At 58.5% G+C, this 22,594-nt stretch carries 18 protein-coding genes and 1 pseudogene; 5 read left to right on the top strand and 14 right to left on the bottom strand.

What is annotated here, in order from left to right; all coding sequences use genetic code 11:
• Window positions 1–234 precede the first annotated feature (234 nt).
• The 9 genes and pseudogenes from aceA to ABH909_RS22085 all read right to left on the bottom strand — a co-directional run bounded on the left by aceA (window position 235) and on the right by ABH909_RS22085 (window position 10,895).
• Window positions 235–1,560, bottom strand: coding sequence for an isocitrate lyase (gene aceA, locus ABH909_RS22125; protein ID WP_095053167.1), 1,326 nt, complete (start codon window positions 1,558–1,560; stop codon window positions 235–237).
• 511 nt (window positions 1,561–2,071) lie between these two features.
• Window positions 2,072–2,833, bottom strand: a complete 762-nt coding sequence (locus tag ABH909_RS22120) for a secretin N-terminal domain-containing protein (RefSeq protein WP_429437112.1) — start codon at window positions 2,831–2,833, stop codon at window positions 2,072–2,074.
• A 230-nt stretch (window positions 2,834–3,063) separates the two neighbouring features.
• Window positions 3,064–3,489: a GNAT family N-acetyltransferase gene (locus ABH909_RS22115; protein ID WP_429437110.1), complete on the bottom strand. Its 426-nt coding sequence runs from the start codon at window positions 3,487–3,489 to the stop codon at window positions 3,064–3,066.
• Window positions 3,482–4,652 (bottom strand): annotated as a pseudogene (locus ABH909_RS22110) (JmjC domain-containing protein). Before ABH909_RS22110 ends, ABH909_RS22115 begins: the two are co-directional and overlap by 8 nt.
• An 86-nt stretch (window positions 4,653–4,738) precedes the next feature.
• Window positions 4,739–6,109: an adenylosuccinate lyase gene (gene purB, locus ABH909_RS22105; protein WP_123493780.1), complete on the bottom strand. Its 1,371-nt coding sequence runs from the start codon at window positions 6,107–6,109 to the stop codon at window positions 4,739–4,741.
• Between the two features lie 127 nt (window positions 6,110–6,236).
• On the bottom strand, window positions 6,237–6,860 hold the full coding sequence (gene hflD / locus ABH909_RS22100; protein WP_007905037.1) for a high frequency lysogenization protein HflD: 624 nt from the start codon (window positions 6,858–6,860) through the stop codon (window positions 6,237–6,239).
• Entirely contained in the window at window positions 6,857–7,996 is a 1,140-nt protein-coding gene (mnmA, locus tag ABH909_RS22095) for a tRNA 2-thiouridine(34) synthase MnmA (RefSeq protein WP_429437107.1), read from the bottom strand. The genes hflD and mnmA overlap by 4 nt, the downstream gene beginning before the upstream one ends.
• A 59-nt stretch (window positions 7,997–8,055) precedes the next feature.
• On the bottom strand, window positions 8,056–8,502 hold the full coding sequence (locus ABH909_RS22090; protein WP_429437104.1) for an NUDIX hydrolase: 447 nt from the start codon (window positions 8,500–8,502) through the stop codon (window positions 8,056–8,058).
• 167 nt (window positions 8,503–8,669) lie between these two features.
• Complete coding sequence (locus ABH909_RS22085) at window positions 8,670–10,895, bottom strand: NADP-dependent isocitrate dehydrogenase (RefSeq protein WP_429437102.1); 2,226 nt, start codon at window positions 10,893–10,895, stop codon at window positions 8,670–8,672.
• A 492-nt stretch (window positions 10,896–11,387) separates the two neighbouring features.
• On the opposite strand from ABH909_RS22085, the gene icd reads away from it, so the two are divergent.
• Window positions 11,388–12,644 (top strand): NADP-dependent isocitrate dehydrogenase, encoded by a 1,257-nt coding sequence (gene icd / locus ABH909_RS22080; RefSeq protein WP_007905029.1) that lies wholly within the window; start codon window positions 11,388–11,390, stop codon window positions 12,642–12,644.
• 59 nt (window positions 12,645–12,703) lie between these two features.
• On the opposite strand, the gene ABH909_RS22075 is transcribed toward icd, so the two are convergent.
• On the bottom strand, window positions 12,704–12,985 hold the full coding sequence (locus tag ABH909_RS22075; RefSeq protein WP_429437099.1) for a cold shock domain-containing protein: 282 nt from the start codon (window positions 12,983–12,985) through the stop codon (window positions 12,704–12,706).
• A 225-nt stretch (window positions 12,986–13,210) separates the two neighbouring features.
• Here ABH909_RS22075 and clpS point away from each other — a divergent pair, with 225 nt between their 5' ends.
• The gene (gene clpS, locus ABH909_RS22070) at window positions 13,211–13,573 is read left to right on the top strand and encodes an ATP-dependent Clp protease adapter ClpS (RefSeq protein ID WP_015094394.1); all 363 of its coding nucleotides are present in this window, start codon (window positions 13,211–13,213) and stop codon (window positions 13,571–13,573) included.
• A 30-nt stretch (window positions 13,574–13,603) separates the two neighbouring features.
• Entirely contained in the window at window positions 13,604–15,874 is a 2,271-nt protein-coding gene (gene clpA / locus ABH909_RS22065; RefSeq protein WP_429437097.1) for an ATP-dependent Clp protease ATP-binding subunit ClpA, read from the top strand.
• 181 nt (window positions 15,875–16,055) lie between these two features.
• On the opposite strand, the gene infA is transcribed toward clpA, so the two are convergent.
• The 4 genes from infA to trxB form a co-directional block, all read right to left on the bottom strand.
• Window positions 16,056–16,274, bottom strand: coding sequence for a translation initiation factor IF-1 (infA, locus tag ABH909_RS22060; protein ID WP_002553999.1), 219 nt, complete (start codon window positions 16,272–16,274; stop codon window positions 16,056–16,058).
• A 258-nt stretch (window positions 16,275–16,532) separates the two neighbouring features.
• Complete coding sequence (locus ABH909_RS22055) at window positions 16,533–17,240, bottom strand: arginyltransferase (protein WP_429437094.1); 708 nt, start codon at window positions 17,238–17,240, stop codon at window positions 16,533–16,535.
• Window positions 17,241–17,327: 87 nt separating this feature from the next.
• A complete protein-coding gene (gene aat / locus ABH909_RS22050; protein WP_429437091.1) occupies window positions 17,328–18,008 on the bottom strand; it encodes a leucyl/phenylalanyl-tRNA--protein transferase in 681 nt (226 codons plus the stop codon).
• A 67-nt stretch (window positions 18,009–18,075) separates the two neighbouring features.
• Window positions 18,076–19,035: a thioredoxin-disulfide reductase gene (gene trxB, locus ABH909_RS22045; protein WP_429437088.1), complete on the bottom strand. Its 960-nt coding sequence runs from the start codon at window positions 19,033–19,035 to the stop codon at window positions 18,076–18,078.
• A 306-nt stretch (window positions 19,036–19,341) separates the two neighbouring features.
• Here trxB and ABH909_RS22040 point away from each other — a divergent pair, with 306 nt between their 5' ends.
• Both ABH909_RS22040 and lolA read left to right on the top strand, forming a co-directional pair.
• Window positions 19,342–21,747: a DNA translocase FtsK gene (locus ABH909_RS22040; RefSeq protein ID WP_429437085.1), complete on the top strand. Its 2,406-nt coding sequence runs from the start codon at window positions 19,342–19,344 to the stop codon at window positions 21,745–21,747.
• A gap of 68 nt (window positions 21,748–21,815) precedes the next feature.
• Window positions 21,816–22,439 carry an outer membrane lipoprotein chaperone LolA gene (gene lolA / locus ABH909_RS22035; RefSeq protein WP_007904916.1) on the top strand — a complete coding sequence of 208 codons (624 nt, stop codon included), beginning with the start codon at window positions 21,816–21,818 and terminating at the stop codon, window positions 22,437–22,439.
• The last annotated feature ends 155 nt before the right edge of the window (window positions 22,440–22,594 follow it).

Here is a 22,594-nt window from a genome sequence, read left to right as displayed (position 1 = left end):
CTGAGTCACCGTCGACCACTGTGGGAGCGGGCTTGCTCGCGAAAGCGTCGGATCAGTCGGCATCAATGCTGAATGACACACCGCTTTCGCGAGCAAGCCCGCTCCCACAGTGGTCGGTGGTGTTCGTGAAATCACCGGCAAAAAAACGCCCCGAACCAGTCGGGGCGTCAGATATGCAGCGCTGCGGTTAGCTTTTATTCGGTCCGCAACGGCCGTTTATTCAGATGAAGCAGATCAGTGGAACTGTTCTTCTTCGGTCGAACCGGTCAGCGCGGTCACCGAGGACGTGCCACCCTGGATCACGGTGGTCATGTCGTCGAAGTAGCCGGTGCCCACTTCCTGCTGGTGAGCCACGAAGGTGTAACCCTTGGCGGCGTCAGCGAATTCCTGCTCTTGCAGCTTCACGTAGGCAGTCATGTCGTTGCGGGCGTAGTCGTGCGCCAGGTTGAACATGCTGTGCCACATGTTGTGAATGCCGGCCAGGGTGATGAATTGGTGCTTGTAACCCATGGCGGACAGTTCGCGCTGGAACTTGGCGATGGTCGCGTCGTCCAGGTTTTTCTTCCAGTTGAAGGAAGGCGAGCAGTTGTACGACAGCAGTTGGTCCGGGTATTCCTTTTTGATCGCTTCAGCGAAGCGACGAGCCTCGTCCAGATCCGGCTTGGCGGTTTCGCACCAGATCAGGTCGGCGAACGGCGCGTAGGCCAGGCCGCGAGCGATGGCTTGGTCGAGACCGGCGCGCACTTTGTAGAAACCTTCCTGGGTGCGTTCGCCAGTGACGAATGGCTGGTCATACGGGTCGCAATCGGAAGTCAGCAAGTCGGCTGCGTTAGCGTCGGTACGGGCCAGGATGATGGTCGGTGTACCGGCAACGTCAGCGGCCAGGCGAGCAGCGGTCAGCTTCTGCACGGCTTCCTGGGTAGGAACCAGTACCTTGCCGCCCATGTGTCCGCATTTTTTCACGGAAGCCAGTTGGTCTTCGAAGTGAACACCGGCGGCGCCTGCTTCGATCATGCTCTTCATCAGCTCGTAAGCGTTCAGAACGCCACCGAAACCGGCTTCAGCGTCAGCCACGATCGGCGCGAAGTAGTCGATGTAGCCTTCGTCGCCCGGGTTCTTGCCGGCTTTCCACTGGATCTGGTCAGCGCGACGGAACGAGTTGTTGATGCGCTTGACCACGGTCGGAACCGAATCCACCGGGTACAGCGACTGATCCGGGTACATCGATTCGGCGGAGTTGTTGTCCGCAGCCACTTGCCAGCCCGACAGGTAGATCGCCTGGATACCGGCCTTGACTTGTTGCACAGCCTGGCCGCCGGTCAGGGCGCCCATGCAGTTGACGAAATCTTTCTCAGGGCGGAAGGACGGCTTGGCACCCTGGGTGACCAGGTTCCAAAGCTTCTCGGCGCCCATTTTTGCAAAGGTGTGCTCAGGTTGAACCGAGCCACGCAGACGGACGACGTCAGCAGCGGAGTAATTGCGTGTCACGCCTTTCCAGCGCGGGTTTTCAGCCCAATCTTTTTCGAGGGCTGCAATTTGCTGTTCGCGTGTCAGTGCCATGGAGATAAACCTCGTCGCGTCTTTGATAAAAGTCGTTCTTGGTGAAAATTCCTGCTCCTGCCAGATACGCATTTTAAAGGGGCATAAAAGGCTGCTCGCTGACCAGAAGCTTAGGCGCTCAAGGCTGGATTTGGCGGGGTAGGCGACGGGATGAACGATGGGCTCGAGGGGAAGTGAGCAGGTAAGGGCGAACTGGCGAGCGCATTCGGGCGTCGTGGGCCTTGGTGCGAACTTCAGTGTGGAGCCGGGTTACCTATTACGCTTCCGTCCCTCGGGACAACTTCGTTCCAGTCGGCAACCTCGTCAAACACACCTTGTGGGCGGTACAGACACGAATCGGCTCGCGGGGTAGGGTGCGAACAGCGACTCGAAAGCCCTTGCCAGGGCCTCTGATTAGCGGGAGCGAGGCCATCATGCCTTTGCTTTTTTGGCTCGTCAAACGTTTTGTAGTGCTTTTTTTCAAGCACTACATCTTTGGTCTAATACGACTAATCAGTCAGTTTTTGGTGCTTTAGTCCAACGTATCGACTTTCACCCTCAGCGTCATGTCATCCCGGCCCTGAGTCGAGTAGCTGCGGGTCAGACCCTGTTTGTCGGCCTGAGTCTGGCGATTCATGCCGGCCAGGGTGATCCATTCACCCAGTCGACCCGTGACAGTTGTGTCGGTACTTTGCACATTCACTACATCGGAACGTTCCTGGCTCATCCGGTCACGGTTGGTACTGATTGCCAGGTGAACGATGTCGCCGGTGACGCTGGCGGTGACGTAGAAGCCTTGGGTGACATTGCGGTATTCAGTCTCGCTGCGCAGGTCGCCGTAGGAATCGGTCTGTGTGCTGGTCAACGGTACGCTCTGGCCGACCTGGATCAGCGCCGGCGTGCCTTCGTTCGCCTGAACCTGTTGGATGCCGCCGTCACGGCTGTCGGTGCTGTGATTGATGATGCGAGTCTGGCTCGGCTTGGTACCGCTCACCGAGTAACCCTGATCGCCCTGGAAGTTGTTTTCGTTGGTGTCGACGGTGATCAGCAAACGCTTGGCGGCCACGTCGAGTTGGCTGATCACGGCTTTAAGTTCGTCGATCTTGCGTTGTTCTGCGTTGATGATCAGCTGATTGCCATAAGCGCTGACCTGGCCGTCCTTGCCAATGAAATTCTGCGCCACCGGCAGCAGGTCGGCGCTGGTGCGATAGTTCAGAGGCACGATCTCGGTGGCGGCCATGACCGAAAAACTGCAGGTCAGCAGCAGCGTGGTGAGCAGGGTGCGTAGGGGCATATCCGTTATCTCCGCCTTCAAAGTCTTGATATTGCCAGTTTGTCGGCCCGCGGTGGGGCAAGTTGAATCGTAGACAGCAAAACGCCCCGGCATCCGAGGATGGCGGGGCGTTTTGGGGTGTTCCTGAAGGCTTTTGTGGCGAGGGAGCTTGCTCCCGTTGGGCTGCGTAGCGGCCCTGAAAATTTGCGGCAGCTTCGCGACCCAGCGGGAGCAAGCCCCCTCGCCACAGGTCAGGCGGAGTGACGCACCATGTCTACATGTGGAATCCCTGCTTCCAGGAACTCCTCACTGACCAGGCTGAAACCCAGGCGCTCATAGAACGCCGTGGCCTGCACTTGCGCGCTCAGCATCTGCTGTTTCAGCCCGCGCTTCTCGGCTTCACCGATCACTGCTTGCATCAGCGCATCGCCGACTTTCAAGCCGCGCCAGTCCTTCAGTACCGACACCCGGCCAATGTGACCATCTGGCAGCAGCCGAGCGGTGCCGATCGGAAAGTCACCTTCAAAGGCCAGAAAGTGGACTGCCGTTGCGTCATCAGCATCCCATTCCAACTCAGGCGGAACGGATTGCTCGGCGATGAACACCGTCTCACGAATGCGCCGGATCTCGGCGTTGTCCTTTTGCCAGTCTGCGACACGTACGTGAATTTTATTCATCAGCAAACCCCAGGCTGCCTTGCTTGACCAACTCGCACAGCAGGCCACGACCGTCTTCGTCAGTCAGCCACTCGCCGAGATTGTCGACGTGCAGCGCATCGGCGGCGCAAATCAACTTCAGCAGTTCGCGCAATTTGCCCGGCAGATAACGGCTCTGACCGCTGGCAAACAGCAGCAAGTCGTCATCGACTTCCGACCAGGCCAGGCGCGCGCTCGGGTTGCGGATCAGCACCGCGCCTTGCTCGAGGCTGGCGAGCAGGTCGTCTTCTTCGACCTCTTCCGGGCCCACCACCAGCTCCGGGTAACGTGGCTCGGTCATGAACTGGCCGAACCAGGTCAGCAGCAGGCGCTCGTCGCTCATGTGCTCGGCCAGCAAGCTTTTCAGACGATCGAGGGCGTCGTGCTGGATCTGGTGAGGATCGACTGCCGGCAGGGCGTCGGCGTCGGTGTAGCGCTCTTCGTCCGACAGGAACTGGCTGAGGAAATCGGTGAAGTGGGTCAGCACTTCAGCGGCGCTCGGTGCGCGGAAACCGACCGAATAGGTCATGCAGTCGTCGACGGCCACGCCACAGTGAGCGAGGCGTGGTGGCAGATACAGCATGTCGCCCGGCTCCAGAACCCACTCATCGGTGGCTTCGAAGTCGGCGAGGATGCGCAAGTCCGCGTGTGGGCAGCAGCTTGCTCTCGGAATCGCACATCTGGCCGATTTTCCAGTTGCGCTTGCCGTGACCCTGCAGCAGGAATACATCGTAGTTATCGAAGTGCGGGCCAACACTGCCACCCGGGGCGGCGAAGCTGATCATCACATCGTCAACGCGCCAGCTCGGCAGGAAGCGGAAGTTCTCCAGCAGGTCAGCGACTTCCGGTACGAACTGGTCGACCGCTTGAACCAGCAAGGTCCAGTCGCGTTCCGGCAGTTTGCTGAATTCGTCTTCGGCGAACGGGCCACGGCGCAATTCCCAAGGACGCTCGCCGTTCTCGATCACCAGGCGCGATTCGACTTCTTCTTCCAGCGCCAGGCCGGCCAGTTCGTCGGCGTCGATCGGGCTTTCGAAATCAGGAATCGCCTGACGGATCAGCAGGGGTTTTTTCTGCCAGTAGTCACGCAGGAATTCGCGCGCCGTGATGCCGCCCAGAAGTTGAAGAGGAATATCAGGATTCATGTGTAACCTATTGAAAAAAAGCACTTTTCAGACGGGAATAAAAACGCCCGGCGCTGCCGGGCGTCTCAAACGGGTAAAGCGGTCGATCAGATGCGTTTGGCTTGCGCTACAGCGTTGCCGATGTAGTTGGCCGGGGTGAGCAGTTTCAGCTCGGCCTTGGCTTGCGCAGGCATATCCAGCCCGTCGATGAAGGTCTGCAGCGCTTCAGGGCTGATGCCCTTGCCGCGAGTCAGCTCTTTCAATTTCTCGTACGGGTTTTCGATGTTGTAGCGGCGCATCACGGTCTGGATCGGCTCGGCCAACACTTCCCAGCACGCGTCCAGGTCTGCAGCGATCTTCTGCTGGTTGAGCTCCAGCTTGCTGATGCCTTTGAGGCTGGCTTCGTAGGCAATCACGCTGTGGGCGAAGCCGACACCGAGGTTGCGCAGTACAGTGGAGTCGGTCAGGTCGCGCTGCCAGCGGGAGATCGGCAGTTTGCTCGCCAGGTGCTGGAACAATGCGTTGGCGATGCCCAGGTTGCCTTCGGAGTTTTCGAAGTCAATCGGGTTGACCTTGTGCGGCATGGTCGAGGAACCGATTTCGCCAGCGATGGTGCGCTGTTTGAAATAACCCAGGGAGATGTAGCCCCAGATATCGCGGTCGAAATCGATCAGGATGGTGTTGAAGCGCGCGATCGCGTCGAACAGCTCGGCGATGTAGTCGTGCGGTTCGATCTGCGTGGTGTACGGGTTGAAGCCCAGGCCTAGCTCGTCTTCGATGAAGGCGCGGGCGTTGGCTTCCCAGTCGATCTCAGGGTAGGCAGACAGGTGAGCGTTGTAGTTGCCGACAGCGCCGTTGATTTTGCCCAGCAGCGGAACGGCGGCGACTTGAGCGATCTGACGCTCCAGACGGTAAACCACGTTCGCCAGCTCTTTGCCCAGGGTGGTCGGCGAAGCCGGTTGGCCGTGGGTGCGCGACAGCATCGGTACGTCAGCGAAACGGATGGCCAGTTCGCGAATGGCTTCGGCAGTCTGGCGCATCAGCGGCAGCATAACGTCATCACGGCCTTCGCGCAGCATCAGGGCGTGGGACAGGTTGTTGATGTCCTCGCTGGTGCAGGCAAAGTGGATGAATTCGCTGACGGCAGCCAGTTCCGGCAACTTGGCCGCTTGCTCTTTGAGCAGGTACTCAATGGCTTTGACGTCGTGGTTGGTGGTGCGCTCGATCTCTTTGACACGCTCGGCGTGCTCCAGAGAGAAGTTTTCCGCCAGGGTGTTCAACACCGCGTTGGCTTCGGCGGAGAACGCCGGCACTTCGCTGATGGCAGGGTGAGCGGCCAGGCGCTGGAGCCAGCGCACTTCAACCAGGACGCGAGCACGGATCAGGCCGTATTCGCTGAAAATCGGGCGCAGGGCCTGGGTTTTGCCGGCGTAGCGGCCGTCAACAGGGGAAACCGCAGTGAGCGAAGAGAGCTGCATGGGGTGTTCTCGGACAGTCGGGCAACGAAATGGGGCGCGTATCATACATGAAAAAATCCGCCGGTCCGTTGCCAACTGACCGGCGTATTACGCGTTACTGACTACAAAACGGTATTGCGGGCGCGGTTCAGCTGCTGCGCATCAGCGGGTAAAGCTCTTTAAGCAATTTGCGCCGGCTGATCACCAACTGCCAGCGATGACCGCCCAACTGCCGCCACAGGCGCGCCGATCGAATGCCGGCCAGTAACAGCGCGCGGATCTTCGAGGCATTGCTCGGTTGCTGCAGGTTGCGCATGTCGCCATGCACTTGAATCCGTTGGCGCAGGGTGCTCAGGGTGTCCTGATACAACGCACCGCAGGCGGCGATCACGTTTTCATGAGCCGGGCCGAAGTGTTCGACCTGAGACTGAATCTGCGGCAGACGCTTGCCGATCTCGTCCAGCATGTCGTTGCGCTTGGCCAACTGACGCTCCAGGCCGAGCATCGCCAGGGCATAGCGCAGCGGTTCGCGCTGAAGGGTGCTTGGGTCGCGTTCCAGAGCGCCAATCAATGCGCGGTAACCTTCACGCAGATTGATGTCGTCGCCACCATAGACTTCCAGCGTGTCCTTGGGGTCGCGAATCAACAGGCTGCCGAGCATGCAGGTCAGCCCGGCTTCATTGGTCTGGCCGGTCTTGGCGATCTTGTCGACCAGCACCGCCGCGAGAAACACGCCGCCCAAGGCCGTCAGTTGTTCCTGAGTCGGGCTCATGAACGCTGGTCCTTGCTGGTCCTGGTCCAGGGTTCGGCCACTTCGATCACGCCGCCGCCGAGGCAGATTTCACCGTCGTAGAACACCACGGACTGGCCTGGGGTGACCGCGCGTTGCGGGTCATCGAAAGTCGCGCGGTAGCCGCTGGTGGTTTTTTCCAGCGTGCAGGGCTGGTCGCTTTGGCGATAGCGGACTTTGGCGGTCAAACGGCGCGGTTCGCTCAGGTCGATCGGGTTGACCCAATAGATGTCTGAAGCGAGCAGGGCGCGGGAGAATAGATACGGATGGTCATTGCCCTGGCCAACGATCAATTCGTTGTGTTCCAGGTCCTTGATCAGCACGTACCACGGTTCGTCACTGGCGTCTTTCAAGCCGCCAATGCCCAGGCCCTGACGCTGGCCGATGGTGTGGTACATCAAGCCGTGATGACGGCCGATGACTTCACCTTCGGTGGTCTTGATCTCGCCGGGCTGGGCCGGCAGGTATTGCTTGAGGAAGTCGCTGAAGCGGCGTTCGCCGATAAAGCAGATCCCGGTGGAATCCTTTTTCTTCGCGGTAGCCAGGTCGTGTTTCTCGGCAATCGCGCGCACTTCGGGTTTTTCCAGTTCGCCGACCGGGAACAGGGTCTTGGCGATCTGTTCACCGCCGACAGCGTGCAGGAAGTAGCTTTGGTCCTTGTTCGGATCCAGGCCCTTGAGCAATTCAGTGCGGCCATCGATGTCACGGCGGCGCACGTAGTGGCCGGTGGCGATCAGGTCGGCGCCGAGCATCATGGCGTAGTCGAGGAACGCCTTGAATTTGATTTCGCGGTTGCAAAGGATGTCCGGGTTCGGCGTGCGACCGGCCTTGTACTCGGCCAGGAAGTGCTCGAACACGTTGTCCCAGTACTCGGCGGCGAAGTTGGCGGTGTGCAGCTTGATGCCGATCTTGTCGCACACCGCCTGAGCGTCCGCCAGGTCATCCATGGCGGTGCAGTATTCGGTTCCATCGTCTTCTTCCCAGTTCTTCATGAACAGGCCTTCCACCTCATAACCCTGCTCGATCAGCAGGAGAGCGGAAACGGAAGAGTCCACGCCGCCGGACATGCCGACAATGACGCGCTTCTTTTGTGTATCAGAAGGGGCTGGATCACGCATAGGGATTCAATGAGTGTCTTGAAAAAGGACGCGATTCTAGCAGGCTCAAGCCTGCAAGGCTAAAGAGAAGGGCGGATCAGTTCGAGACCGAAGTGATTGCCGTCCAGATAATCATCGATACAGCGGATGATCAGCTCACTGCGCCAGTTTGCGCGCTGTTGCAGCAGTTCGTCACGCGTCAGCCATTTTGCGCCGACGATGCCGTCGTCCAGCTGATAATCCGGGTGGTGTTTGAGCGGTTTTGCGGTGAAGCAGACCCGCTGGTAGGTCACGCCATTGCTTGGCGCGGTGTAGAGATAAATGCCCACCACGCCTGTCGGCTCGACGTCCCAGCCGGTTTCCTCGAGGGTTTCGCGCACGGCGGCCTCGATCAGGGTTTCATTCGGGTCCAGATGGCCCGCGGGCTGGTTGAGTACCGTTTGTCCGTGCTTGAGTTCTTCGACCATCAGGAAGCGACCATTGTCTTCGACGATGGTGGCGACGGTGATGTGGGGTAGCCAATCCATAGGGTTTTCCTCTGTACGGTCTTCGGCAAACTGAAGATCAAAAGATCGCAGCCTTCGGCAGCTCCTACAAGGATCCGTGTAGGAGCTGCCGAAGGCTGCGATCTTTTGATCTTTTAAAAACACAAACCCCGGCACGAGGCCGGGGTTTGTGGTGTTCCCTTACAACCTTAAACCAGCGCAGCAATCGCGGCGTTGAAGGTTGCGCTCGGGCGCATGGCCTTGCTGATCAGCTCGGCATTGGCGTGGTAGTAACCGCCGATGTCCACTGGCTTGCCCTGCACGGCGTTGAGCTCGGCAACGATGGTCGCTTCGTTCTCGGTCAGGGTCTTGGCCAGTTCGTCGAACTGCGCTTGCAGTGCAGCGTCTTCGGTCTGGGCAGCCAGGGCTTGAGCCCAGTACAGCGCCAGGTAGAAGTGGCTGCCGCGGTTGTCGATGTTGCCGACTTTGCGCGATGGCGACTTGTTGTTGTCCAGGAACTGGCCAGTGGCCTGATCCAGGGTCTTGGCCAACACCAGCGCTTTAGGGTTGTTGTAGGTAACACCCAAGTGCTCAAGGGAAGCAGCAAGGGCCAGGAACTCGCCCAGGGAATCCCAGCGCAGGAAGTTCTCTTCCAGCAGCTGTTGAACGTGCTTGGGTGCCGAACCGCCGGCGCCGGTTTCGAACAGGCCGCCGCCGTTCATCAGCGGAACGATCGACAGCATCTTGGCGCTGGTGCCCAGTTCCATGATCGGGAACAGGTCAGTCAAGTAGTCGCGCAATACGTTGCCGGTCACCGAGATGGTGTCCTTGCCTTCGCGAGTGCGGTCCAGGGTGAACTTCATCGCGTCGACAGGCGACATGATGCGGATGTCCAGGCCAGAAGTATCGTGATCCTTCAGGTAGGCCTGAACTTTCTCGATCACTACGCCGTCGTGGGCGCGCATTGGGTCCAGCCAGAAAATCGCTGGAGTGGCGCTTGCACGGGCACGGTTGACGGCCAGTTTGACCCAGTCCTGGATCGGCGCGTCTTTGGTCTGGCACATGCGGAAAATGTCGCCGGCTTCAACCGACTGTTCCAGCAGGGTGCGGCCAGCGCTGTCGGAAACCCGAACTACGCCGTTTGCCTTGATCTGGAAGGTCTTGTCGTGGGAGCCGTACTCTTCGGCTTTCTTCGCCATCAGGCCAACGTTTGGCACGCTGCCCATGGTGGTTGGATCAAAGGCGCCGTTAGCCTTGCAGTCTTCGATCACCGCCTGGTAGATGGTGGCGTAGCAGCGATCCGGGATCACAGCCTTGGTGTCGTGCAACTGACCGTCGGTGCCCCACATCTTGCCGGAGTCGCGGATCATCGCTGGCATCGAGGCGTCGACGATCACGTCACTCGGCACGTGCAGGTTGGTGATGCCTTTGTCGGAGTTGACCATGGCCAACGACGGACGAACGGCGTAGACCGCCTGGATGTCCGCTTCGATCTGCGCTTGTTGTTCGGCAGGCAAAGCCTTGATACGAGCGTAGAGGTCGCCGATGCCGTTGTTCAGGTTGAAGCCGATCTGTGCCAGTACGTCAGCGTGCTTGGTCAGGGCGTCTTTATAGAACTCGGCAACGATCTGGCCGAACATGATCGGGTCGGAAACCTTCATCATGGTGGCTTTCAGGTGAACCGACAGCAACACGCCTTTGGCTTTGGCGTCTTCGATCTCGGCTGCGATGAAGCTGCGCAGCGCGTTTTTGCTCATGACCGCGCAATCGAGGATCTCACCGGCTTGCACGGTGGTTTTTTCTTTCAGGACGGTGGTGGTGCCGTCTTGAGCGATCAGTTCGATTTTGACGGCGTCAGCGGCGTCGATCAGGGCGGCTTTTTCGCTGCCGTAGAAATCGCCGGTGCTCATGTGAGCGACGTGGGACTTGGAGTCTTTGGCCCAGGCGCCCATTTTGTGCGGGTGCTTGCGCGCGTAGTTCTTGACCGACAGCGGGGCGCGACGATCGGAGTTGCCTTCGCGCAGAACCGGGTTTACCGCGCTGCCCTTGATCTTGTCGTAACGCGACTTGGCGAGCTTGTCGGCATCGCTGGTTACGGTTTCCGGGTAGTCCGGCAGTGCGAAGCCCTGGGCTTGCAGCTCTTTGATTGCAGCCTGCAGTTGCGGAACCGAAGCGCTGATGTTCGGCAGCTTGATGATGTTGGCTTCAGGTGTAACGGCCAGGTCGCCCAGTTCGGCGAGGTGGTCGGCTACGGCTTTGTCACCCAATTGCTCGGGGAAGCTGGCCAGAATGCGCCCTGCAAGAGAGATATCGCGGGTTTCAACGGCGATATCAGCCGAGGCAGTGAAAGCCTCTACGATAGGCAACAGTGAATAGGTGGCGAGGGCTGGGGCTTCGTCGGTGAAGGTATAGATGATCTTCGAGCGGGTGGGCATATTCGGATTAACTCTCTCTTCTTTGCTAAAGCGTGCGCAGAAACTCGAGGGGCGCCGGGTAAGCGCGTTCGTTCAAAGTCATCCATGAGCCGAATGTCGAGATTCTTCGCGGTGATGTTGGGTGCATCAGTCGAGCGTCAAGCGGGTGGACTGCGGTAGCAATCCTGCTTATTCGGGCCCAACGTCTTGTGATAGAGCGGTCGGCCGTCGTGACTCTGTGGTCAGCGGCGGCATTATACATAGGTAGCTGGCAATCTGCCGATGGTTCATATGCAACGTTTTTCGTCCATTGGTCTAAAGGTCGCAGGCAAGTGCGACGCGTAGAGTCGTTCGCCGTGCTTGAGTTTGGCGCTTTTCCCTTTGCTTTCAGGCTTGTACGTCGCGAACAGTGCAGCTTCGCGGCAGATGGGTGGAACATAGGGTTTGCGCGCCGATTTAACTGGGGTACGCTCGAACGCAGCCAGATGTTCAATCCAAACAATGGAGTACAGCATGGGATACAAGAAGATTCAGGTTCCAGCCGTCGGCGACAAAATCACCGTCAACGCAGACCATTCTCTCAATGTTCCTAACAACCCGATCATCCCCTTCATCGAAGGCGATGGTATTGGCGTTGATATCAGCCCGGTCATGATCAAGGTTGTCGATGCTGCTGTTAAGAAAGCTTACGGCGGCGAGCGCAAAATTTCCTGGATGGAAGTCTACGCCGGGGAGAAAGCGACTCAGGTTTACGATCAGGACACCTGGCTGCCTCAGGAAACCCTGGACGCGGTCAAGGATTACGTGGTTTCCATCAAGGGCCCTCTGACCACTCCGGTCGGCGGCGGCATCCGTTCGCTGAACGTGGCCCTGCGTCAGCAGCTCGACCTGTATGTCTGCCTGCGTCCGGTGCGCTGGTTCGAAGGCGTACCGAGCCCGGTCAAGAAGCCAGGCGATGTCGACATGACCATCTTCCGCGAAAACTCGGAAGACATTTATGCCGGTATCGAATGGAAGGCCGGTTCGCCGGAAGCGACCAAGGTCATCAAGTTCCTTAAAGAAGAAATGGGCGTCACCAAGATCCGTTTCGACGAAAACTGCGGTATCGGCGTCAAGCCGGTGTCCCTGGAAGGCACCAAGCGTCTGGCCCGCAAAGCCCTGCAGTATGTGGTCGACAACGACCGCGACTCGCTGACCATCGTGCACAAAGGCAACATCATGAAGTTCACCGAAGGTGCCTTCAAGGAATGGGCCTACGAAGTGGCCGCTGAAGAATTCGGCGCGACCCTGCTCGACGGCGGTCCGTGGATGCAGTTCAAGAACCCGAAAACCGGCAAGAACGTCATTGTCAAGGACGCCATCGCCGATGCCATGCTCCAGCAGATCCTGCTGCGCCCGGCCGAGTACGATGTCATCGCGACCCTGAACCTCAACGGCGACTACCTCTCCGACGCCCTGGCGGCCGAAGTGGGCGGTATCGGTATCGCGCCGGGTGCCAACCTGTCCGACACCGTGGCCATGTTCGAAGCCACCCACGGTACTGCGCCGAAGTACGCCGGCAAGGACCAGGTCAACCCGGGTTCGTTGATCCTGTCCGCCGAGATGATGCTGCGTCATATGGGCTGGACCGAAGCGGCCGATCTGATCATCAAAGGCACCAACGGCGCGATCTCCGCGAAAACCGTAACCTATGACTTCGAACGTCTGATGGAGGGCGCGAAACTGCTGTCGTCTTCCGCGTTTGGTGATGCGTTGATCTCGCACATGTAAACCAGCTGACAAAAAAACCGCCTTCGGGCGGTTTTTTTATGACTGGATGACGAGCTGCGTCAGCTCGACACTGTTTCTTGCCGGGTGGCAGTGGTGCTCTTTTCGTCCGGAGAGGTGGCAGCCGCGATCTTTACCGCATGCAGTCCTTTGGGGCCCTGGATGATCTCGAAGCTAACAATTTGCCCAGCCTTGAGGGTTTTGTATCCGTCCATTTCAATAGCCGAATAGTGGGCAAAGAAATCGATTTCCTTGCCATCCTCGTCGCGACCTTCTCTGGCGTCGGTGTTAATGAAACCGAACCCCTTGGCATTGTTGAACCATTTCACCTTACCGACAGCCATACCCATATCCCTCTGCAACAGACTCCATCACTGGAGTATCATCCAGTTAATCCGCAGTCTGATCTTTCAAATAGAATTGACTCCGCGGACCTTTTTTACCCACTGTGGGCTCTATTGTTTGTAACACCGATTTTCCGATAGTCAAGGTGACCGGGCAGTCGGAGTTGAAATCTTCGATGGCCGCCCCCACCACTGTATTCGCACAACTGACGAACCTTTCTTTCCATGCATGCAATCAGCCAGATTCGACTAACATTCAATCAGGATCGCCCTGATTTACACGACGACGATTCCGCAGGCATTGCTGTTCAGGAGGCTAAGCCTGCTTTACAGGCGCCACCGATGTATAAGGTGGTTTTGTTCAACGATGACTACACACCGATGGATTTCGTCGTCGAAGTGCTCGAGGTGTTTTTTAACCTGAATCGCGAGCTGGCGACCAAGGTCATGCTGGCCGTCCATACAGAAGGACGGGCAGTATGTGGAGTGTTTACCCGCGACATCGCCGAGACCAAGGCCATGCAGGTCAACCAGTACGCCAGGGAAAGCCAGCATCCGCTACTCTGTGAAATCGAGAAGGACGGTTAATCGCCGACCACTTGGGTATGAGGTGAAGCTATGTTAAACCGCGAGCTCGAAGTCACCCTCAATCTTGCCTTCAAGGAGGCTCGCTCGAAGCGTCATGAATTCATGACTGTCGAGCACCTTCTGCTGGCCCTATTGGATAATGAGGCTGCCGCCACCGTTTTGCGTGCCTGCGGCGCAAACCTCGACAAACTCAAGCATGATCTGCAGGAGTTCATTGACTCCACCACGCCATTGATCCCGCTTCATGACGAGGATCGTGAAACCCAGCCAACCCTGGGCTTCCAGCGTGTACTGCAACGTGCTGTCTTTCATGTACAGAGCTCGGGCAAACGCGAAGTGACTGGTGCTAACGTGCTGGTCGCAATCTTCAGTGAGCAAGAGAGTCAAGCCGTGTTTCTGCTGAAACAGCAGAGCGTTGCGCGCATCGATGTCGTCAACTACATCGCCCATGGCATTTCCAAAGTGCCGGGGCATGGCGATCACTCTGAAGGTGAACAAGATATGCAGGACGACGAGGGCGGTGAGTCTTCTTCTTCAGGCAATCCTCTGGATGCTTATGCCAGCAACCTCAACGAACTCGCGCGCCAGGGTCGTATCGATCCGTTGGTAGGCCGTGAGCTGGAGGTCGAGCGCGTCGCGCAGATCCTCGCGCGTCGTCGCAAAAACAATCCATTGCTGGTGGGCGAGGCAGGCGTGGGTAAAACCGCGATTGCCGAAGGCCTGGCCAAACGCATTGTCGACAATCAGGTGCCGGACCTGCTGGCCAATAGCGTGGTGTATTCCCTCGATCTGGGGGCTTTGCTGGCCGGGACCAAATACCGCGGCGATTTCGAGAAGCGCTTCAAGGCGCTGCTCAATGAGCTGAAAAAACGTCCGCAGGCGATCCTGTTCATCGACGAGATCCACACCATCATCGGTGCGGGCGCTGCGTCCGGTGGCGTCATGGATGCGTCGAATCTGCTCAAGCCATTGCTGTCTTCGGGCGATATTCGCTGCATCGGTTCGACAACGTTCCAGGAATTCCGCGGAATCTTCGAGAAGGACCGTGCTCTGGCTCGGCGCTTCCAGAAGGTCGATGTGTCGGAACCTTCGGTGGAAGACACCATTGGCATCCTGCGTGGCCTGAAAGGGCGTTTCGAAGCGCACCACAGCATCGAATACAGCGATGAAGCCCTGCGCGCCGCTGCGGAACTGGCCTCGCGTTACATCAATGACCGGCACATGCCGGACAAGGCCATCGACGTCATCGACGAGGCGGGCGCCTACCAGCGTCTGCAGCCGATCGAGAAACGCGTGAAGCGCATCGAAGTGCCTCAGGTCGAGGACATTGTCGCTAAAATCGCGCGAATTCCGCCAAAACACGTCACCAGTTCCGACAAAGAACTGCTGCGTAACCTTGAACGTGACCTGAAACTCACGGTATTTGGCCAGGATGCGGCGATCGACTCGCTGTCGACTGCGATCAAACTGTCCCGTGCCGGCCTCAAGTCGCCTGACAAGCCCGTCGGTTCGTTCCTGTTCGCAGGGCCGACCGGTGTGGGTAAAACCGAGGCCGCGCGGCAACTGGCCAAGGCGTTGGGCGTCGAGCTGGTTCGCTTCGACATGTCTGAATACATGGAGCGCCACACCGTATCGCGCTTGATCGGTGCGCCTCCAGGCTATGTCGGATTCGACCAGGGCGGTCTGCTGACCGAAGCCATCACCAAGCAGCCTCATTGCGTGCTGTTGCTCGATGAAATTGAGAAGGCGCATCCGGAAGTCTTCAACCTGCTGTTGCAGGTCATGGACCACGGTACGCTGACCGATAACAACGGGCGCAAGGCGGACTTCCGTAACGTGATCGTCATCATGACGACCAACGCCGGCGCTGAAACTGCAGCGCGTGCTTCGATCGGTTTCACCTATCAGGACCACTCGTCCGATGCGATGGAAGTGATCAAGAAGAGCTTCACGCCGGAATTCCGTAACCGTCTGGACACCATTATCCAGTTTGGTCGCCTCAGCCATGAGGTCATCAAAAGCGTGGTGGACAAGTTCCTTACCGAACTTCAGGCGCAACTGGAAGACAAGCGTGTGCTGCTGGAAGTCACCGACGCTGCTCGCAGCTGGCTGGCGGCCGGTGGTTACGACTCGGCAATGGGCGCTCGTCCAATGGCACGTTTGATCCAGGACAAGATCAAGCGTCCACTGGCCGAAGAGATCCTCTTTGGCGAATTGGCCGAACATGGCGGTGTGGTACACATCGACATCAAGGACGGCGAACTGACTTTCGAGTTCGAGACCACGGCTGAAATGGCCTGACGTTAAGCCGCAACAAAGCAAAAAGGCGCTGAAAAGCGCCTTTTTGCTGTCTGTCTGTTATACGCCGATCCCCCTGTAGGAGCTGCCGAAGGCTGCGATCTTTGATCGTTCCCACGCAGAGCGTGGGAACGATCCGCAAACAAAAACGCCCGGCATAGCCGGGCGTTTTGTATTGACTTGATTAGCGAGCGCGGTAGGTGATGCGCCCTTTGCTCAAGTCATAGGGCGTCAGCTCGACGCGCACTTTGTCGCCGGTAAGAATACGGATGTAGTTCTTGCGCATCTTGCCGGAGATATGCGCGGTTACGACGTGCCCATTTTCCAACTCCACACGAAACATGGTGTTGGGCAGGGTGTCGACGACAGTGCCTTCCATTTCGAAGCTGTCTTCTTTCGACATGCAGTAAAGCCCTCGGTGTCCAATGAATGGCCCGGTGCAACTGCGCCAGGCAAAAGCGGCGTGCATTGTGCCCGAAAAATGGGGTTTAAGCCAAGGGGTTAGTGTCCTGTCTCACAAATACGTTCCTCTTTTGGCGAGTGGCTGTTGTCGTCAGGCAAGGCGCCGCGACGAGTCATAGCCCGCGATGGCAAGGAGCGGCAACGCAGCAGGATGACAACAGACGCCGTCAAAAAGGAACAGTATTTGCGAGACAGGGCACTAGCTCAGGATGACCCAACGTTGATTAATCAGCAGTTCGATAGGGCGATATTGGGTCTTGTAGCTCATTTTTTTGCAGTTTTTGATCCAGTAGCCGAGATAAACCGCTTCCAGCCCCAGGCGCCGGGCTTCGCCGATTTGCCAGAGGATGGCGTAGCGCCCCAGGCTACGACGCTCTTCTGCGGGTTCGTAGAAGGTATAGACCGCCGATAGGCCGTTGGGCAGCAAGTCAGTGACGGCCACGGCCAGCAGGCGGCCTTCGAGACGAAATTCGTAGAAACGGGAGAAGGGCAGGTCACGCACCAGGAAAGTCGAAAACTGGTCACGGCTTGGCGGATACATATCGCCGTCGGCATGACGTTGTTCGATGTAGCGCTGATAAAGGTCGAAGTACTCTTCGCTGAACTTTGGTCTGGTCGGACGCACCTGCAAGTCGGCATTGCGTTTGAGAATGCGTTTCTGCTGGCGGTTGGGCGTAAATTGCGCCACAGGAATGCGCGCCGGTACGCACGCATTGCAATGCTGGCAATGGGGTCGGTAGAGATGATCGCCACTGCGACGAAAACCCATTTCCGACAGGTCTGCATAGACGTGCACATCCATGGGCTGACTAGGGTCGAGGAACAGCGTCGTGGCCTGCTCCTCGGGCAGATAGCTGCAAGAGTGGGGCTGAGTGGCATAAAACTTCAAACGCGCCAACTCGGTCATGATCAACCCTCGGGATAAGCTTTTGATTAGGGGGCGCTCTCAATGAGTTTCCCCGCATTAAGTGTAAGCCACACGCGCCAATGTCGCTCAGCAAACCCAAGTGGCACGGCCGGGTTGATCCAGGTGTCGCGCAAGATAGCCGGCAAATTCGCGGCGCGGAATCGCTCGGGCACCCAGGCTGTGCAGATGATCGGTAGGCATCTGGCAGTCGATCAGCACAAAACCCGACTCTTTCAGGTGTCGCACCAGAGTGGCGAAGCCATATTTGGAAGCGTTGTCGGCGCGGCTGAACATCGATTCGCCGAAGAATAACTGCCCCATAGCCAAGCCGTAGAGCCCGCCGACCAGCGCGCCATCGTCCCAGACTTCCACCGAATGGGCGTAACCACGCCTGTGCAGTTCGACATAGGCATCCTGCATCGCCTGGGTGATCCAGGTGCCGTCAGCGTGCTCGCGCGGTGCGGCGCAGGCGCGTATGACTGCGGCAAAATCCCGATCGAAGGTCACTTGGTAGCGCTGTTGGCGCAGCAGTTTGTTCAAACTGCGGGAAACATGCAGTTCGTCGGGAAATAGTACCGTGCGTGGGTCCGGCGACCACCACAGAATCGGCTGGCCCTCCGAGAACCACGGAAAGCAGCCGTGACGATAGGCTTGAATCAGGCGATTGGCGGACAGATCGCCGCCCGCGGCCAGCAGCCCGTTGGGGTCGCGCATGGCTTTTTCCAGCGGCGGGAAGGTCAGGGTGTTGCGTTGTAACCAAGTCAGCATGGCATCCGGGCTTGCAGAAGGGGAGGGCGGTAGCGGGCCGCTGAGCCCGCCTTGAGGAGGTTAACCGTCAAACGGTGGGGATGTCATCGAGATACTTCTCCGCATCCAGCGCGGCCATGCAGCCGGCCCCGGCGGACGTCACCGCCTGGCGGTAAATATGATCGGCCACATCACCGGCGGCGAACACGCCTGCAATGTCCGTGGCGGTGGCATCTCCTTCGCTGCCACCCTTGATCAGCAGATAGCCGTCGCGCATTTTCAGCTGGTCCTGGAACAGGTCGGTATTGGGTTTGTGGCCAATGGCGATGAATACGCCGGCCAGCGGCAATTCATGGGTTTCGCCCGTATGGCTGTGCCGCAGGCGGGCACCGGTCACGCCGCTGGCATCGCCCAATACTTCGTCCAGATTCTGGTTCCAGTGCAGGCGGATATTGCCGTTGGCGGCTTTTTCGAACAGTTTGTCCTGGAGGATCTTCTCCGAGCGCAATTTGTCGCGACGGTGTATCAGATGAACTTCCTTGGCGATATTCGACAGGTACAGCGCTTCTTCTACGGCCGTGTTACCTCCGCCGACCACCGCGACCACCTGATTGCGGTAAAAGAACCCATCGCAGGTGGCGCAGGCGGAGACTCCTTTGCCGGCAAAGGCTTCTTCCGATGGCAGCCCCAGATATTGGGCCGAAGCGCCGGTGGCGATAATCAGCGCATCGCAGGTGTAGGTGCCGCTGTCGCCGATAAGCTCGAACGGGCGCTGTTGCAACTTGGCCGTATGGATGTGGTCGTAAACGATCTCTGTGTCGAAGCGTTCGGCGTGTTTTTGCATGCGTTCCATCAGTACCGGGCCGGTCAGGCCTTCGACGTCGCCGGGCCAGTTGTCAACTTCGACGGTGGTGGTCAGCTGGCCACCTGCCTGTATGCCGGTGATGACAACGGGTTTGAGGTTGGCGCGAGCGGCATAAACGGCTGCGCTGTAACCGGCGGGACCGGAACCCAGAATGATCAGGCGGGAATGCTTCGCTTCAGTCATAAAAACACCTCATAAGCCTTTGTCACAAAAGAGAATGCATGCTCAAATTGGACTGCGCGTACTGTGCTGTTGGCTATGCTGCACCCAAGGGTCTCAAGCATGGCATCGGGCGAACAAACCCGTACAATGCCTGCTTGTAACAGTGTTTGTATCAAAAAAGCGGTGCGTGCCGTATTCCGAAAAACCGGGGCACAATGTTAAAAGTAGTCCCAGTTGCGCCTGTTAACTTTTTTACCTGCCTGGATTGGGCAGTTTTTATAGTCATTCAACAGATGGACGCGCCATGGGCGCAGGAAAAGAAGCGTTTTGAAGAAATCCACCGCAGCACCTAAAACAGTCGTCCCGCTCTGGCGCCAGCAATTGCACTACCGGCTCAAGGAAGGTGCATTGATCGCCATCGGCGCCTTGTGCCTGTTCCTGATGATGGCTTTGTTGACCTACGGCAAAGACGATCCGGGCTGGAGCCATAACAGCAAGATCGACGATGTGCAGAACTTCGGCGGGCCGGCCGGCTCTTACAGCGCCGACATCCTGTTCATGGTTCTGGGTTACTTCGCCTACATTTTCCCGCTGTTGCTGGCGATCAAGGCGTATCAGATCTTCCGCCAGCGCCACGAGCCGTGGCAGTGGAGCGGCTGGCTGTTCTCCTGGCGCCTGATCGGCCTGGTATTCCTGGTGCTGTCGGGTGCGGCGCTGGCCCACATCCATTTCCATGCGGCGACCGGTCTGCCGGCCGGCGCGGGCGGCGCTTTGGGCGAAAGCCTCGGCGATCTGGCCCGGAACGCGCTGAACATCCAGGGCAGCACGTTATTGTTCATCGCGCTGTTCCTATTCGGCCTGACGGTGTTCACCGACCTGTCGTGGTTCAAGGTGATGGACGTCACCGGCAAGATCACCCTTGATCTGTTCGAACTGTTTCAAGGCGCGGCCAATCGCTGGTGGGCGGCGCGTATCGAACGTAAGCAACTGGTTGCCCAGCTGCGTGAGGTCGATGATCGCGTGCACGACGTGGTCGCGCCGACCGTCACCGACAAACGCGAGCAGGCCAAGGTCAAGGAGCGCCTGATCGAGCGTGAGCAAGCCCTGAGCAAGCACATGTCCGAGCGCGAGAAACAGGTGCCGCCGGTGATTGCCCCGGCGCCGCCCAAACCGGCAGCCCCCAGCAAGCGCGTGGAAAAAGAGAAGCAGGCGCCGTTGTTCGTCGACAGCGCCGTGGAAGGCACCTTGCCACCGATCTCGATTCTCGACCCCGCGGAAAAGAAACAACTCAATTATTCGCCCGAATCCCTGGCGGCCGTCGGCCACTTGCTGGAAATCAAGCTTAAGGAATTTGGCGTCGAGGTTTCGGTGGATTCGATTCACCCGGGCCCGGTGATTACCCGTTACGAAATCCAGCCAGCAGCCGGTGTCAAAGTCAGCCGCATCTCCAACCTGGCGAAAGACCTGGCCCGTTCCCTGGCCGTGACCAGTGTGCGTGTCGTGGAAGTGATCCCGGGCAAGACCACGGTCGGTATCGAGATTCCTAACGAAGACCGGCAGATCGTGCGCTTCTCCGAAGTCTTGTCGACCCCCGAGTACGATAACTTCAAGTCCCCGGTCACCCTGGCCCTGGGTCATGACATCGGTGGCAAACCGGTGATCACCGACCTGGCGAAAATGCCGCACTTGCTGGTGGCCGGTACAACCGGTTCCGGTAAGTCGGTGGGTGTGAACGCGATGATTCTGTCGATTCTGTTCAAGTCTGGCCCGGAAGACGCCAAGCTGATCATGATCGACCCGAAAATGCTTGAACTGTCGATCTACGAAGGCATTCCGCACCTGTTGTGTCCAGTGGTCACCGACATGAAGGACGCCGCCAACGCCTTGCGCTGGAGCGTCGCCGAAATGGAGCGGCGTTACAAACTGATGGCGAAGATGGGTGTGCGTAACCTCTCGGGCTTCAACGCCAAGGTCAAGGAAGCCCAGGACGCCGGCGAGCCGTTGAGCGATCCGCTGTACAAGCGCGAAAGCATCCACGACGAAGCGCCACTGCTGCAAAAACTGCCGACCATCGTCGTGGTCGTGGACGAATTCGCCGACATGATGATGATCGTCGGCAAGAAGGTTGAAGAACTGATCGCCCGTATTGCCCAGAAGGCCCGTGCGGCGGGTATCCACTTGATTCTCGCGACCCAGCGGCCGTCGGTGGACGTGATCACCGGTCTGATCAAGGCGAACATTCCGACCCGTATGGCGTTCCAGGTATCGAGCAAGATCGATTCGCGGACCATTATCGACCAGGGCGGTGCCGAACAACTGCTGGGCCACGGTGATATGTTGTACATGCCGCCGGGCACCAGCCTGCCGATTCGTGTTCACGGCGCGTTCGTGTCCGACGATGAGGTTCACCGGGTGGTTGAAGCCTGGAAACTGCGCGGCGCGCCGGAATACAACGACGACATCCTCGCCGGTGTCGAAGAAGCCGGTAGCGGTTTTGAAAACGGCGGCGGTGGTGGTGACGATGATGCCGAAACCGATGCGCTGTACGACGAAGCGGTGCAGTTCGTCCTGGAAAGCCGTCGTGCGTCCATCTCTGCGGTTCAGCGCAAGCTGAAAATCGGCTACAACCGCGCGGCGCGCATGATCGAAGCCATGGAAATGGCCGGGGTCGTGACGTCCATGAACACCAACGGTTCGCGTGAAGTCCTGGCCCCCGGCCCGGTGCGCGACTGATCCGGTTTTGAAAGGGGCGGTGTCTTGAGGCGCCGCCCGCACTCCCACGAATGTTTATGAGGACTCCCATGCGTCTTATCCGCATGTTGCTGCTGCCGGTACTGGCTTTGACCACGCTCTCGGCTCACGCCGATGACAAGGACGTGGCGCGTCTGACTCAACTGCTGGAAAAATCCCAGACCCTGACCGCGCGTTTCTCCCAGCTGACCCTTGATGGCAGCGGTACCCAGTTGCAGGAAACCGCCGGTCAAATGTCCTTGCAGCGCCCGGGCCTGTTCTACTGGCACACCGATGCGCCGCAAGAGCAGCTGATGGTGTCCGACGGCAAGAAGGTTTCCCTGTGGGACCCGGACCTGGAGCAGGTCACCATCAAGACCCTTGACCAGCGTCTGACCCAGACTCCGGCCCTGTTGCTGTCCGGTGATGTGTCCAAGATCAGCCAGAGCTTCGACATCAGCGCCAAGGAAGCCGGCGGCGTGATCGACTTCACCCTGAAGCCGAAAACCAAAGACACCCTGTTCGACAGCCTGCGTCTGTCGTTCCGCAACGGTCTGGTCAATGACATGCAGCTGATTGATAGCGTCGGTCAGCGCACTAATATCCTGTTTACAGGTGTGAAGGCCAACGAGCCGATTCCTGCGTCCAAATTCAAGTTCGACATCCCCAAGGGTGCCGACGTGATCCAGGAATAAAACGCAGAACCCGTGGGAGCTGGCTTGTGTGGCGAGGGAGCTTGCTCCCGCTGGACTGCGCAGCAGTCCCATTTTGGGGGTGCTTCGCGCCCCAGCGGGAGCAAGCTCCCTCGCCACAGGATTTCGCCAGACTTGAGAACTACGTAAAAAAACGA

Source organism: Pseudomonas sp. BS3782 TE3695 (genome assembly GCF_050435305.1).
Lineage (GTDB): Bacteria > Pseudomonadota > Gammaproteobacteria > Pseudomonadales > Pseudomonadaceae > Aquipseudomonas.
Note: the sequence above shows the minus strand (reverse complement) of the source record. Positions and strands in the feature narration are given on the sequence as shown.

What these genes read in the sequence shown, in the direction of transcription:
- purB (WP_123493780.1), bottom strand. Translation starts at nt 6,109, where the DNA reads ATGCAGCTCTCTTCGCTCACTGCGGTTTCCCCTGTTGACGGCCGCTAC.
- aceA (WP_095053167.1), bottom strand. Translation starts at nt 1,560, where the DNA reads ATGGCACTGACACGCGAACAGCAAATTGCAGCCCTCGAAAAAGATTGG.
- ABH909_RS22075 (WP_429437099.1), bottom strand. Translation starts at nt 12,985, where the DNA reads ATGGCTGTCGGTAAGGTGAAATGGTTCAACAATGCCAAGGGGTTCGGT.
- aat (WP_429437091.1), bottom strand. Translation starts at nt 18,008, where the DNA reads ATGCTGACTTGGTTACAACGCAACACCCTGACCTTCCCGCCGCTGGAA.
- clpA (WP_429437097.1), top strand. Translation starts at nt 13,604, where the DNA reads ATGTTAAACCGCGAGCTCGAAGTCACCCTCAATCTTGCCTTCAAGGAG.
- ABH909_RS22120 (WP_429437112.1), bottom strand. Translation starts at nt 2,833, where the DNA reads ATGCCCCTACGCACCCTGCTCACCACGCTGCTGCTGACCTGCAGTTTT.
- ABH909_RS22055 (WP_429437094.1), bottom strand. Translation starts at nt 17,240, where the DNA reads ATGACCGAGTTGGCGCGTTTGAAGTTTTATGCCACTCAGCCCCACTCT.
- infA (WP_002553999.1), bottom strand. Translation starts at nt 16,274, where the DNA reads ATGTCGAAAGAAGACAGCTTCGAAATGGAAGGCACTGTCGTCGACACC.
- lolA (WP_007904916.1), top strand. Translation starts at nt 21,816, where the DNA reads ATGCGTCTTATCCGCATGTTGCTGCTGCCGGTACTGGCTTTGACCACG.
- ABH909_RS22090 (WP_429437104.1), bottom strand. Translation starts at nt 8,502, where the DNA reads ATGGATTGGCTACCCCACATCACCGTCGCCACCATCGTCGAAGACAAT.
- clpS (WP_015094394.1), top strand. Translation starts at nt 13,211, where the DNA reads ATGCATGCAATCAGCCAGATTCGACTAACATTCAATCAGGATCGCCCT.
- ABH909_RS22115 (WP_429437110.1), bottom strand. Translation starts at nt 3,489, where the DNA reads ATGAATAAAATTCACGTACGTGTCGCAGACTGGCAAAAGGACAACGCC.
- ABH909_RS22085 (WP_429437102.1), bottom strand. Translation starts at nt 10,895, where the DNA reads ATGCCCACCCGCTCGAAGATCATCTATACCTTCACCGACGAAGCCCCA.
- trxB (WP_429437088.1), bottom strand. Translation starts at nt 19,035, where the DNA reads ATGACTGAAGCGAAGCATTCCCGCCTGATCATTCTGGGTTCCGGTCCC.
- mnmA (WP_429437107.1), bottom strand. Translation starts at nt 7,996, where the DNA reads ATGCGTGATCCAGCCCCTTCTGATACACAAAAGAAGCGCGTCATTGTC.
- hflD (WP_007905037.1), bottom strand. Translation starts at nt 6,860, where the DNA reads ATGAGCCCGACTCAGGAACAACTGACGGCCTTGGGCGGCGTGTTTCTC.
- icd (WP_007905029.1), top strand. Translation starts at nt 11,388, where the DNA reads ATGGGATACAAGAAGATTCAGGTTCCAGCCGTCGGCGACAAAATCACC.